This window comes from Microbacterium sp. (assembly GCF_030149085.1).
In the GTDB taxonomy this organism is placed as follows: domain Bacteria; phylum Actinomycetota; class Actinomycetes; order Actinomycetales; family Microbacteriaceae; genus Microbacterium.
Map to the genome: position 1 here is coordinate 1 of NZ_JASBSF010000031.1, position 11,854 is coordinate 11,854.

General features: G+C 68.1%; 14 protein-coding genes. 10 read left to right on the forward strand and 4 right to left on the reverse strand.

Annotated features, from left to right (window positions below; all coding sequences use genetic code 11):
* Window positions 1-72: 72 nt before the first annotated feature.
* Window positions 73-738: a TetR/AcrR family transcriptional regulator C-terminal domain-containing protein gene (locus Q1V87_RS01115; RefSeq protein WP_300590494.1), complete on the reverse strand. Its 666-nt coding sequence runs from the start codon at window positions 736-738 to the stop codon at window positions 73-75.
* A 101-nt stretch (window positions 739-839) separates the two neighbouring features.
* Here Q1V87_RS01115 and Q1V87_RS01120 point away from each other — a divergent pair, with 101 nt between their 5' ends.
* Entirely contained in the window at window positions 840-1,811 is a 972-nt protein-coding gene (locus tag Q1V87_RS01120) for an NAD(P)-dependent alcohol dehydrogenase (RefSeq protein ID WP_300590495.1), read from the forward strand.
* 69 nt (window positions 1,812-1,880) lie between these two features.
* Window positions 1,881-2,705 (forward strand): formate/nitrite transporter family protein, encoded by an 825-nt coding sequence (locus tag Q1V87_RS01125; RefSeq protein WP_300590496.1) that lies wholly within the window; start codon window positions 1,881-1,883, stop codon window positions 2,703-2,705.
* On the opposite strand, the gene Q1V87_RS01130 is transcribed toward Q1V87_RS01125, so the two are convergent.
* Window positions 2,674-3,039 (reverse strand): DUF2834 domain-containing protein, encoded by a 366-nt coding sequence (locus tag Q1V87_RS01130; RefSeq protein WP_300590497.1) that lies wholly within the window; start codon window positions 3,037-3,039, stop codon window positions 2,674-2,676. The genes Q1V87_RS01125 and Q1V87_RS01130 overlap by 32 nt on opposite strands.
* Before the next feature lie 62 nt (window positions 3,040-3,101).
* On the opposite strand from Q1V87_RS01130, the gene Q1V87_RS01135 reads away from it, so the two are divergent.
* The 3 genes from Q1V87_RS01135 to Q1V87_RS01145 all read left to right on the forward strand — a co-directional run bounded on the left by Q1V87_RS01135 (window position 3,102) and on the right by Q1V87_RS01145 (window position 5,187).
* On the forward strand, window positions 3,102-3,959 hold the full coding sequence (locus Q1V87_RS01135) for an HAD family hydrolase (RefSeq protein WP_363493767.1): 858 nt from the start codon (window positions 3,102-3,104) through the stop codon (window positions 3,957-3,959).
* Between the two features lie 38 nt (window positions 3,960-3,997).
* Window positions 3,998-4,831, forward strand: a complete 834-nt coding sequence (locus Q1V87_RS01140) for an aldo/keto reductase (protein WP_300590498.1) — start codon at window positions 3,998-4,000, stop codon at window positions 4,829-4,831.
* A gap of 122 nt (window positions 4,832-4,953) precedes the next feature.
* A complete protein-coding gene (locus tag Q1V87_RS01145; RefSeq protein ID WP_300590499.1) occupies window positions 4,954-5,187 on the forward strand; it encodes a hypothetical protein in 234 nt (77 codons plus the stop codon).
* Window positions 5,188-5,198: 11 nt separating this feature from the next.
* On the opposite strand, the gene Q1V87_RS01150 is transcribed toward Q1V87_RS01145, so the two are convergent.
* Both Q1V87_RS01150 and Q1V87_RS01155 read right to left on the reverse strand, forming a co-directional pair.
* A complete protein-coding gene (locus Q1V87_RS01150; protein WP_300590500.1) occupies window positions 5,199-6,152 on the reverse strand; it encodes a DNA-3-methyladenine glycosylase 2 family protein in 954 nt (317 codons plus the stop codon).
* Between the two features lie 155 nt (window positions 6,153-6,307).
* The gene (locus tag Q1V87_RS01155; RefSeq protein ID WP_300590501.1) at window positions 6,308-6,997 is read right to left on the reverse strand and encodes a winged helix-turn-helix domain-containing protein; all 690 of its coding nucleotides are present in this window, start codon (window positions 6,995-6,997) and stop codon (window positions 6,308-6,310) included.
* A 431-nt stretch (window positions 6,998-7,428) separates the two neighbouring features.
* Between Q1V87_RS01155 and Q1V87_RS01160 the strand changes: the two genes are divergently transcribed.
* The 5 genes from Q1V87_RS01160 to Q1V87_RS01180 form a co-directional block, all read left to right on the forward strand.
* On the forward strand, window positions 7,429-7,755 hold the full coding sequence (locus Q1V87_RS01160) for a TIM-barrel domain-containing protein (protein WP_300590502.1): 327 nt from the start codon (window positions 7,429-7,431) through the stop codon (window positions 7,753-7,755).
* A 93-nt stretch (window positions 7,756-7,848) separates the two neighbouring features.
* A complete protein-coding gene (locus Q1V87_RS01165; RefSeq protein ID WP_300590503.1) occupies window positions 7,849-9,276 on the forward strand; it encodes a GH1 family beta-glucosidase in 1,428 nt (475 codons plus the stop codon).
* Window positions 9,277-9,341: 65 nt separating this feature from the next.
* Window positions 9,342-9,635, forward strand: coding sequence for a GNAT family N-acetyltransferase (locus Q1V87_RS01170; RefSeq protein ID WP_300590504.1), 294 nt, complete (start codon window positions 9,342-9,344; stop codon window positions 9,633-9,635).
* A 187-nt stretch (window positions 9,636-9,822) separates the two neighbouring features.
* Window positions 9,823-10,932, forward strand: a complete 1,110-nt coding sequence (locus tag Q1V87_RS01175; RefSeq protein WP_300590505.1) for a LacI family DNA-binding transcriptional regulator — start codon at window positions 9,823-9,825, stop codon at window positions 10,930-10,932.
* Window positions 10,933-10,973: 41 nt separating this feature from the next.
* On the forward strand, window positions 10,974-11,854 hold an 881-nt coding region (locus tag Q1V87_RS01180), incomplete at its 3' end, for an exonuclease SbcCD subunit D (protein WP_300590506.1).

Consider the following 11,854-nt stretch of genomic DNA (forward strand, 5'->3'; position numbering starts at 1 on the left):
CGCCGGGTCCCGCGCGGGTGTGCGCAATGCGTCGGCTGAGCGGGAGTCTGCGCGCGTGCTTGCCAGCCAGCGCTACTGAGCATCTGGGCGTTCGAGGCGCGCATCGAGACCGTCGAGCAGAAGCATCAGACCGAAGTCGAATCCCGATCCCTGGTCCGAGGCGTGAAGGTTGACGTGCTCGATGAGGTGGGTGTGTCCGACCTGTTCGAGGTAAGCCAGAGCCGCGTCGCGTTGTTCCCGTTCGGTGGCGGCATCCGTCGGCGCGAAATCGAGGGCCTGAATGACGTACCCCTGGATGTAAGCCTCGAGCACGTGATGGGCGTGAAAGGCCTGTTCGGGTGTGAAGCCGGCGCTGCGCAGGTGCCCGAGGGATGCGTCGATGTAGGCCATTCGTGCCGGACCACCGCTGGTCGCACGAATCCGGTTCGCCCACGGGTGGTGCAGCAGCGTCGTGAACGCTGATCGGGCAGTCCGGCGTACCGCGGTGCGCCAGTCGCGCGCGTCGCCGGTCAGGGTGACCTCGGCCCAGACGAGATCCACGATCCCGTCGATGACGGCCTGCTTCGACGGGAGGTGGTGGTAGATCGACATCGCCTCGACGCCGAGCCGGGCCCCGAGCGCTCGCATGGTGAGCGACTCGAGCCCCTCGGCGTCGACGAGTTCGAGCGCGGCGGCGAAGATGCTGTCGCGACTGAGTGGACGGCGAGTCGCGTCGTGGTCTCCGTCGGATTTCGTCATCTGACGACCTTCCCGCACCTTGACGAACTTACGGTGTAAGACTAGCCTGGTCACCAGCCATACGGTGTAAGGCTGCACTCGTTCATCTCAGGAAGGCCACCATGCGCGCTATTCGCCGCTCCCGCTACGGCGGACCGGAGACGCTCGAGATCGCTGACGTCGAGGATGAGCCGCTGGAGGAGGGACGCGTCCGGCTGAGGGTGGCCGCTGCATCGCTGAACCCGTTCGAGTGGCATCACATGCGTGGCCTGCCCTGGTTGATGCGCCCCACATCCGGATGGCGCCATCCGCGCAATCCCGGACTCGGTGTAGACGTCGCCGGCATCGTCACCGAGGTTGCGGATGACGTCGCTGATCTGCGAGTGGGCGATCCCGTGTTCGGCGTCGCGCGAAACTCGCTGGCGGAGTCGGCGACCGCGCGCGCCGAGTATCTCGTGCGGATTCCCGATGGCGTGGAGCTGGAAGCCGCGGCTGCTGTGCCGCTTGCGGGTCTGACGGCGCTGCAGGCCCTGCGCAACCAGGGGCTCATCACGGCGGGCTCCCGTGTGCTGATCCTCGGCGCCGCGGGTGGCGTGGGGCACTACGCCGTGCAGCTCGCCCGCGCTCTCGGTGCTGGTCGTGTTGTGGCAAGCTGCAGCGGGCGCAACGCCTCGTGGGTCCAGGGTTTGGGAGCGGACCGCGTTCTGGATTACACGCGGGGCGAGGTCGACGCCATCGACGAGCGGTTCGACGTCATTCTCGATATCGCCGGCGGAGCACGAATCGCGTATCTGCGATCCCTTCTCGCGCCGGGAGGCTCGCTTGTCCTCGTGGGTGGCCCCGGCGACGGGTTGCTCCTCGGGCCTGCCACACGGATCTTTCGAGGACTGATCACGAGTCGATTCCGCCGAGAGCGGGTCGTCATGGTGAACGCGACGTGGTCGGGAGAAGACCTCGCGACCCTCGCGACGATGCTCGGCGAGGGGAGCCTGCGCAGCATCATCCATCGAGAGGTCGGACTCACGGAGGTGCCCGCGGCGATCGCGGAGCTCGAGGGTGGACACGTCCCGGGAAAAATCGTCGTGCGACCCTGACGGCCGCGGTGGCCTCAGCGGGGACCTTCGGCCCTTCATGTGGCCTGACCACAGGCGTATCGTGCCCGTGTGCGCACGATCGAAGAGACCCTCGACCTCCAAGCCGATGCGGCGATCCACAAGATCGAGGGGATGAGGCATCCGCTGCGCTTCACCGTCTCGGGGATGCTCGCCGGCGCCTACGTCGGCATCGCCGTCGTGTTGATGCTCAATGCGGCAGGCCCGCTGGTCGAAACCAGCGGCGGTTGGGCGAAGCTCGTCAGCGGCTTGGTGTTCGGCGTCGCACTGACCCTCGTCGTCTTCGCGGGGGCAGAGCTTGTGACCTCATCGATGATGACGCTCACGCAGGGAACACTCATGCGCGCGACAGCACCCGGTCCGGCCGCGGGCGCGCTCGGCTTCACGTTCGTCGCGAACCTCCTCGGCTCGGCACTGTTCGGGGTGCTCGTCGCGGTGTCGGGAGTCCTGCACGCCAATCCCGCTGCTGGCGCGATGCTCGAGGTGATGCTGGATGCCAAGGCTCACGAATCACCTCTGGAGCTGTTCGTGCGCGGCATCCTGTGCAACGTGCTCGTGTGCCTCGCGATCTGGATGGTCGCGCGGTCGACCACCGACGGTCCGAAGTTCGTGGTCATCTTCTGGGCACTGCTGGCGTTCATCACGTCGGGTTTCGAGCATGTCGTGGCAAACATGACGACCTTCACCCTGGGGTTTGCGACCGGAGTCCCGAGCGCGACCTGGCTCTCGTTCGGCACCAACATGCTGTGGGTCGGCCTCGGGAACCTCGTCGGCGGCGCGGTGTTCGTTGGACTTGCCTACTGGGTGATCGGCGGGGCGCCGCGCTGGCCCTCCGTGCAGACCCTCAGGCCCGAGGAGGCCCAGGCATCGGTGTGACGGATGCCGCGAGCTGCGTCATCCGACGCTGGCGCATCGCCAGAAACAGGGGGAACGTGAAGGCGAATGCCGTAAGCCCCGAACCGAGGATGTAGAGCCACGCGAAGCGCATCCCGAGCCGGCGAGACTCGGCGACGATGAACACGCACCCGGCGACGGCGACGACGAGCAGGTCGACCGTGATCGACGAGACAGCCGGGCCGCTGGTGATGAGGTCGCCGATGAAGTCTCGCAGCTGGATGATCGCGAGGGTGTTGAAGAACCACGTGCCCACCAGCCCCGCGAGGGCCAGGACGAGGTAGGTGATGGCGAGGGGGCTCCAGTGTCTGGTCATGCCTCGATCCTGACCGCTCGCTCAGCATCCGACCAGGTGCGCGCCTCAGGCAGGATGGATGAGTGATCGATGACTCCTCGCACGGCTCCCCCGATCCTTCCGTCGACCTCGACGCTCTTGCCGGCCGAGCGAGCGAGATTCGTCTGATCGCTGTCGATATGGACGGCACCTTGCTTGACGGCGAAGGCGCGGTGCCGCCGGCGCTGTGGCCGATGCTCGACCGCCTGCGCGCGGCGGGGATCGCGTTCGCCCCCGCCAGTGGCAGGCAGCACGCCACGCTGCGCCGGGAGTTCGGTACGCACGGTGACGATCTTGTCTTCATTGCCGAGAACGGCACGTTCGTGACGCGCGGTGATGAGGAGCTCAGCTCCGATGTCATGGACCGCCTGTTCGTCGCAGAGCTTCTGGGCGACATCCGCGGCTTCACCCACGACGTCGGGGTCGTGCTGTGCGGCAAGGGCTCGGCATACATCGAACGAACGGATGCCGTCTTCCGCAGCCAGGCGGAGAAGTACTACGCGCGCCTGACCGATGTCCCCGACCTCACCGCCGTTGAGGACGAAATCCTGAAAGTCGCCGTCTTCGATGTCGAGGACGGCGAGAAGAACACGGCTCCCGCGCTGGAGCGACACCGTCTGACGCACCAGGTCGTCGTATCGGGACACCACTGGGTCGATGTCATGAACCGGGGAGCCTCCAAGGGCAAGGCGCTTCGCGCCATCCAGGACCTCCTGAAGGTCACTCCCGAGCAGACCGCCGTGTTCGGGGACTACCTCAACGATCTCGACATGATGGATGCCGCAGACTTCTCGTTCGCGATGGCCAATGCGCATCCGGATGTCGCGGCAGCAGCCCGCTACCGGGCGCCATCCAACGTCGACCACGGCGTCATCCGCGTCCTGGAGCGCCTTCTGGGCTGACGGCCCCGCGTGCGGCTGCCACGGGGCAGGATGGACCCATGATCTCTATCCCCACCGTGACCCTGGCCGACGGCGTGAGCTTCCCGGAGGTGGGCTTCGGCACTTATGGCCTCCGCGGCGACGAGGGCACCGATGCCATCGTCTCGGCCGTCCAGGCGGGATACCGCCTCCTGGATTCGGCAGTGAACTACGAGAACGAGAGCGAGGTCGGAGAGGCGGTTCGCCGCAGCGGCCTGGACCGCGACGAACTGATCGTCACGACGAAGATCCCGGGGCGCGACCACGGGTACGACGAGGCCCGCCGCAGCGCCCACGCGTCTCTCGACCGCCTCGGGCTCGACCGCATCGACCTGTATCTCATCCACTGGCCGAACCCCAGCGTCGACAAGTATGTCGACACGTGGCGCGCGATGATCGACCTGCGGGCTGAGGGACTCGTGCGCTCGATCGGAGTGTCGAACTTCACGGAGGCGATGCTCGATCGGCTGCACGGCGAGACGGGAGTGATGCCCGTCGTGAATCAGGTCGAGCTCCACCCCTACTTCCCGCAGGCATCGCTGCGCGCGTACCACGCGACTCACGGCATCCGCACCGAGAGCTGGAGCCCGCTCGCGCGCCGCAGCGAGCTGCTCAGCGAACCGGTGATCAGCGACCTCGCGACAGAGCTCGGCGTCAGCCCCACGCAGGTCGTGCTGCGCTGGCACGTGCAGGTCGGCGCCACGCCCATTCCCAAGTCCGCTCATGCCGGTCGCCAACGTGAGAACGCCGATGTCTTCGGATTCGCACTGAGCGACGAGCAGGTCGCCGCGATCTCGGCGCTTGAGCGCGGGCGGCTCTGGGGCGGCGACCCGAACACGCACGAAGAGATGTGACGGCGACTCGCTTCAACCGCCGGCCGGGCTGTCAAGTCCCTCGCTGAGGAGGGCCGTCTGGCGCGATCCTGACGTCCTCCGTGCCGCGCGGGTTGCGCGGCTCCTGGCGAAAGGAAATCGACATGACCGACAGCGCACGTGATCCCCTGGAAGAGGCCGACACCGTCGAACAGATCGCCCCCATCGAAGGAGCTGAGCCCACGGTCGACCCGCAGCGCTCGTCGGAGGACGGATCGGTCGAGGATGCCACGGTCGATATTGATCCCGACATCCTGCCCGAAACGCAGGGCGAGGATCCGCTGAGCGCCGACCTCGGTGAAGAGGGGCAGGGTGATCTTGCCCCCGAAGACGAGTAGGCGGACCGGAGTCAGCGTGACCGGTGATCCTCGGGGTGCAGCCGCGGGGCGCGCCGCGGCTCGCGGGGTGCGCCGGCCGCCGCGAGCAGTCGGATGACGCGCTGCCGGTGACCTGCCCAGGGGGACAGCAGTTCGAGCATCCCGTCGTCGTCGGTGCGCGAGCCGGTGAGCGCGTAGCCGACCTCGTGGGCGAGGTGGTAGTCACCGACGCTCACCGCATCTGGGTCACCGAGCGCCTTGATGCGTGTCTCGGCTGAGGTCCAGGGCCCGATGCCGGGCTGCGAGATCAGGACCCGGTCGATCTGCTCGGAGTCGCTGGCGGTGACGATGGCGCGCACGAGCGAGTCGCCGCGCTCGGCGACCCGGGCGATTGTTCGCGCCTGTGGTGGTTCGAGTCCGGCCCGGTGCCAGTCCCACGATGGGATGCGCCGCCACCCCTGGATCGTGGGTGGGGCGAACATCGGCCGCGGCGTAGGACCCGGCGCCGGCGTGCCATACCAGGTCACGAGCCGCCGCCAGGCCGCGAACGCCTGCAATCCCGTGATCTTCTGCTCGACGACGGAGCTCACGAGAGCATCGAAGACGAGCTCGGTGCGCCCGAGCCGGAGCCCGGGGTTGCGGTGTGCGAGGTGCGCGATGTGCGGATGCCGCGTCGCGTCGAACCCGGTTGCATCATCGCTGGCACCGCACAGGGCCGGCGCCTGCTCGAGGGCCCACTCAGCGCCCGGGCCCCACGCCGCAATCCGCACCGAACCGTCCGCGGTGCCGCGCAGCGCGAGGGTCGCCACCCCGAGCGGCGTACGGCTCGCGCGCCAGATGACGGGTCCATCGACGGTGAGCGTCGGGTCGTTCGCGCCGCGGCGCTGGAACACCACGGTCGCGCGCAGATCGAGCGGGTGCCGCGGCCGGTAGACGGTCTCGAGGGCCGCCGCGGAAGCGGTGGGGCTCGGCGCCAGCGAGGTCATGGGATCACGATACGTGGGTCGGCTGACACGCCGACGGGGCCTGATGGTTCGGTCGCGCTGTCGTGCGGGTGAGTGGCGGTGAGGCCCGCGTCAAGGCGCGACTGAACCGGGAGGTCGCACGCCGATCGGATGCCGAGGGAGAGACCCTGTGCGCTCTAGAACCGGTCGGGCGAGGGCGCACCGTGGCCGTAGCGGATGACGACGTCGGCGTGACGATCGAAGCGGTAACCGACACCGCGCACCGTGCGCACGATGTCTTCGTAGCGGCCGAGCTTGGAACGCAGGCGTCGGACATGCACATCGATCGTGCGCTCTCCGGGCGCCTCGCCGTCCTCGGCGCTCTGCCAGAGCGACGAGACCAGTTCCGCCCGCTCGATCGTTCGGCCTTCGCGGAGCACCAGGTACTGGAGCAGTTCGAACTCCGTGAAGGTGAACGGCGCCGTCTCGCCGTCGATAACGACGCGCTTGCGCGAGATATCGAAGACGACGCCGCGTGCGGAGCGGTCGGTGTCTTCGGGCTCGGTGGCAGCAGTAACCGCGGCGATGGCCGACGGCTCACGCAGTGCGCGGCGCACGACATCGACATCGCGTCCGCCGGCGCCTCGGGGCGCAAGCGCGACAGTGGCGTAGGTTTCGGCATCCGGTGCGAGCTCGGCCAGGGTGCGGCGCAGCGCATCGACGAGAACCGGGAGTGAAACGCCGGCAGCGGCGGCTTTGGCCTCATCGAGACCGACATACAGAGCGAAGCCCCGGGGAGTGCGCGCGGCGGGCTCGTCAGCGATCGGCGGCACGGCGTGCAGGTGACGGGCGGGAGCGGGGCGGGTGAGGAGGGCGGTGTTCGACATGGGGATGATGGTCCTTGCGGAGGGCCCGGCTGGTTCGGGCAGAGGTGTTGCGGTGACCCGGCGGTCGGTGTCGAGCGCGGTTCTGATGGGGGCGCTCTGCGAGAGGGCTAGGGGGCGGTGCGATCTGGATCGCAGGACGAGCCCCGCTGAGGTGTCGTCAGCGACACATTCGACAACACATGACTGAGCGGCCGGCCATCATCATGCCGGCAGTACCGTTCGCCTCCCAGGCGGACAGAACATGCGCGTTGTCAGTCATGCGGCCGATTATGACCGACAGTGTCGAAGTGCGTCAAATCGCGGGCATCGCGCCCTGTTCCCCCGGTATTCCGCGAGCAATCTGCTCACGGGGAGGGGGTCGATGGTGACACTTCGTCAGCCGAGCGGTATAGGTCGCGACCAGGTCCACCGGAACGCCGGTCATGCGGCCCATGGCGCTGGCCTTCCCCGGCGATCCCGCCGTCGAGTACCTCGACCGCCAGTACATGCTGGGCCCAGACATCCTGGTTGCTCCGGTGTTCACGGCTTCCGGCGAGGTGACCTTCTATCTCCCGCCCGGCGCCTGGACCCACCTGTTGACGGGTGAGCGCGTCGAGGGCGGCGGATGGCGCACCGAGGTCCACGGGTTCGACAGCGTGCCGCTGTACGTGCGCCCCGGCGCAGTCGTGCCCTGGGGTGCGCGCGATGACAGGCCCGACTACGACTATCTCGACGGACTCGCGCTGCGTGTCTTCCCGGGGGGGAGAGGGGATTGCTAGCGTCACGGTGACCACCCCCGACGGGCGGGTCGAGACGTTCGAGGTCGACCGCGCTGCGGTCACCGAAGGAGAATGATCGAGAGTGAGCGAGCAATGACCGGATCTCCTGACTACCGTGATTCCGGCCTGGTCTTCCCTGACGATTTCACGTTCGGTTCGGCGACAGCGTCGTACCAGGTGGAAGGTGCGTTCGACGAGGACGGGCGCGGACCCTCGATCTGGGACACCTTCAGCAAGACGCCGGGCAAGGTGTGGAACGGCGACACCGGGGATGTCGCCTGCGACCACTACCACCGGTGGGAGAGCGACCTCGACCTCATGGCCGAGCTGGGCCTCGACGCCTATCGGTTCTCGATCGCGTGGCCCCGCATCGTGCCGACGGGGCGCGGTGCCGTGAACCAGGCAGGACTCGACTTCTACTCGCGACTCATCGACGGTCTGCTCGCCCGGGGCATCAAGCCGGTCGCGACGCTCTACCACTGGGACCTGCCGCAGCCGCTCGAGGATGTCGGTGGTTGGGCAAACCGCGCGACAGTTGACGCGTTCGAGGAGTACGCGCGGATCGTGGGTGCCGCCCTCGGTGACCGGGTGCACACCTGGACGACGTTGAATGAGCCGTGGTGCTCGGCGTATCTGGGCTACGGTCAGGGCGGCCACGCCCCGGGTCGCCATGAGCCGGCTGCGGCGCTCGCGGCAGTCCACCACCTGAACCTCGCGCACGGGCGAGCCGTGAAGGCGTTGCGGGCGACCTCGACCGGTGACCCCCAGTACTCCGTCACGCTCAACTTCCACGTGCTCCGTGGCGAGGGCGACGGTGCGGCCGAAGCGATGCGCCGTATCGACGCCCTCGCGAACCGCGCGTTCACAGGTCCCATGCTGCGGGGGGAATACCCCGCCGATCTGCTAGAGGACACCGCGTCAGTGACCGACTGGTCGTTCGTGCGCGAGGGGGATCTTGCCGACATCCATCAGCCGATCGATGTGTTGGGTGTCAACTACTACTCGACCGCGACAGTGCGCATGTGGGACGGCGTCTCACCGAAACAGCAGAACGACGGACACAAGGGCGCGGAGGGTGGGACGGCGTGGCCCGGCAGCGACCAGCTCGTCGAGTTCGTGGAGCAGCCCGGCCCGTACACGGCCATGGGCTGGAACATCGCTCCGGAGGGGCTCGAGGAACTTCTCGTTTCGTTGCGCGAGCAGTTCCCGCGACAAGCGCTCATGGTCACCGAGAACGGCGCGGCGTTCGACGACGTCGTGGCGGCCGACGGATCGGTGCCTGACCCGGAGCGGCTCGACTACCTGCGGCGCCACTTCACCGCGGCTCACCGCGCGATGGCCCGTGGCGTGGATCTGCGCGGCTACTTCGTGTGGTCGCTGCTCGACAACTTCGAGTGGGGCTACGGGTACGCCAAGCGGTTCGGCATCGTGCGCGTCGACTTCGACACCCTCGAGCGCACCGTGAAAGACAGCGGCAGGTGGTACCAGCAACTGGTCGCGACCCACGAGATTCCCGCATAGATCATCGGAGCGTCATCCCGAGTCACACCGGCGCCGGCCCGGCGGCGCGAGCGTACCCTGGAGGAATGAGCGAGACGCGGTTCACCGACCAGAAGGATGCCTCCCGGTACACCCTGCACGTGGGTGACGATCTGGTCAGCGCGCTCGATTACAACGACGACGGTCGCTCCGTCGCCCTCACCCGGGCATTCACGCCGCCACCCTTCCGGGGCAAGGGCTACGCGGCCGAGATCGTTGCGCGCGCCGTCGCCGAGCTGGAGGAGCGCGGCGACCGCGAGGTCATCCCGGTGTGCTGGTACGTCGCCGAATGGTTCGAGCGCCACCCCGAGCACGCCGGCATCCTCAAAGCTCGCGCCTGAGCATTCTCGTCAGCGGGACGCTGGCGCGGATTATCGGCGCATATGGTCGTCTTGCCGGGAAGAGGCGACCGTACGCGCCAACTTTTCGCGACGAGTGGGGCAATATCGGCCAGTTTGTTGGCTTACGCCGCGGCGAAGCGCTCACTCCCGGGTCGCTCTAGGATGCTGCGAACGAAGGAGGAACGCCGTGAAGTCCAAGCGCGTGACCCTCGCCGATGTCGCAGCTGCCGCCGGTGTCTCGCGGACGACCGCCTCGCTCGTGCTCTCGGATCGAGGAGACGAACTGCGGATCTCGGAAGCGGCGCAGCAACGTGTTCGCCGCGTCGCAGCCGAGCTCGCTTATCGCCCCAACATCCTCTCGTCAGCGTTGCGCCGCGGATCGAGCCGAACAATCGGCTTCGTCTCCGACACGGTGGCCACCTCGCAACTGGCCGGCGATCTCATCAAGGGTGCTCTCGAGCACGCCCACCGAAACGGGTACATGCTCTTCATCGGTGAGACCGAGGGCGCCCCTGACGAGGAGCGGCGCCTTGTGCAGGGCATGATCGACCGCCAGGTCGACGGCCTCATCATCGCGTCGATGTTCACGCGCGTGCGTGCGGTGCCCGCGGGAATCGATCCTCGCAGCGTCGTGCTGCTGAACGCCCTTCCCGAAGACAGCGCCGTCGGAACCGTCCCCTCCATCGTGCCCGATGAGTACTCCGCCGGGCGCGCGGCAGTCGATGTGCTCCGGGCGGCGGGGCACTCCCGCATCCACCTCGTCGGCGCCGGCCCGGGACCCGACGACGTTCCGGTGCAGACGGTCGCGGGATCCGAGCGGTTGCGCGGCATCCTTGAGGCCCTCGCCGACGACGGGCTGGAGCCCGCCAGCGCGCGGCTGTGCTCGGTGTGGCTGCCTGAGGACGGGTGGGCTGCCACACGTTCTCTGCTGGACACGGGCGTGCGCGGCGAGGCCATCATCACGTTCAACGACCGTCTGGCCTTCGGGGCTTACCAGGCGATTCAAGAGGCGGGACTGTCGATCCCCGGCGACTTCTCGATCGTGTCGTTCGACGACCATCAGCTCGCGAGTTGGTTACGTCCGCGACTGACGACCTTCGCGCTGCCCCACTACGAACTGGGGGCGCTGGCGCTTCAGGTGCTGCTGGAAGATGATGCCTCCGACGGGGGCAGAATCCGGCGGGTTCCGATGCCATTGCGGATGCGCGAGTCGGTGGCGCCTCCAGGCTCGGGGCGGGCAGGTGCTGGAGCTCCCGCGGCGGCATCCGCTCCACGCGAGGCCGCCGTATCCCCGTGAGCCTCGGGGCGGATGTCGGGAGCCCGCCGTAGCGTGAGGGCATGCGCATCCTCCACACCTCCGACTGGCACATCGGGAGGTCCTTCCACGGGCACTCGACGCTGCCTGCGCTCCGGGAGGTGCTCGACGCGCTGATCGAGCAGGTTCGGGAGAACTCCGTCGATGTGGTGATCGTCGCGGGAGACGTCTTCGACTCATCGACGCCGCCGGCGGAGTGCTACACGCTGCTCACCGACATGCTCTCGGGGCTCGCTGATGCCGGTGCCGCCGTGGTCGTGACCAGCGGCAACCACGATTCGGCTGCCCGCCTGGGATTCCAGTCCGGCCTTCTGCGGGCGGGAATCCACGTCCTGACCGATCCGGGGGTGCTGGACGCGCCGATCACGCTGACCGACGAACACGGGCCCGTGCACGTCTACGGCATCCCCTACCTCGAGCCCGCGCTGCTGCGACGGACCTGGCCCGGCGAGAAGCTGCGCACCCAGCACGACGCGATCGCGCACGCCATGGGACTCATCCGCGCAGACCATGCCGCGCGCGGTGGTCGCTCGATCGTCGTCTCCCACTGTTTCACCGCGGGCGTCGATCCCACTCCCGGCCTCGAGAGAGACATCCAACAGGGCGGACTCGACGTCGTCCCGCTCGCCGAGTTCGCGGGCATCGATTATGTCGCTCTCGGGCACATCCACGGTCGTCAGCAGCTCGCGCCCACCGTGCGGTACGCGGGCGCGCCGCTGCACTACAGCTTCGGCGAGGCCGACAAGCCGCGCGGCTCATGGCTTGTCGATCTCTCGGCTACCGGCGAAGCCTCTGTCACCTGGCTCGACCTGCCGATCCCGCGCCGCCTCGTCACGATTCGCGGGACGCTCGATGACCTGTGCTCCGCTGCTGACCACGAGCACGCCGCGGCAGCGTGGGTGCG

Coding starts and splice junctions, on each gene's coding strand:
- Q1V87_RS01115 (WP_300590494.1), bottom strand. CDS start 738: ATGACGAAATCCGACGGAGACCACGACGCGACTCGCCGTCCACTCAGT.
- Q1V87_RS01120 (WP_300590495.1), top strand. CDS start 840: ATGCGCGCTATTCGCCGCTCCCGCTACGGCGGACCGGAGACGCTCGAG.
- Q1V87_RS01130 (WP_300590497.1), bottom strand. CDS start 3,039: ATGACCAGACACTGGAGCCCCCTCGCCATCACCTACCTCGTCCTGGCC.
- Q1V87_RS01140 (WP_300590498.1), top strand. CDS start 3,998: ATGATCTCTATCCCCACCGTGACCCTGGCCGACGGCGTGAGCTTCCCG.
- Q1V87_RS01145 (WP_300590499.1), top strand. CDS start 4,954: ATGACCGACAGCGCACGTGATCCCCTGGAAGAGGCCGACACCGTCGAA.
- Q1V87_RS01150 (WP_300590500.1), bottom strand. CDS start 6,152: ATGACCTCGCTGGCGCCGAGCCCCACCGCTTCCGCGGCGGCCCTCGAG.
- Q1V87_RS01155 (WP_300590501.1), bottom strand. CDS start 6,997: ATGTCGAACACCGCCCTCCTCACCCGCCCCGCTCCCGCCCGTCACCTG.
- Q1V87_RS01160 (WP_300590502.1), top strand. CDS start 7,429: ATGGCGCTGGCCTTCCCCGGCGATCCCGCCGTCGAGTACCTCGACCGC.
- Q1V87_RS01165 (WP_300590503.1), top strand. CDS start 7,849: ATGACCGGATCTCCTGACTACCGTGATTCCGGCCTGGTCTTCCCTGAC.
- Q1V87_RS01170 (WP_300590504.1), top strand. CDS start 9,342: ATGAGCGAGACGCGGTTCACCGACCAGAAGGATGCCTCCCGGTACACC.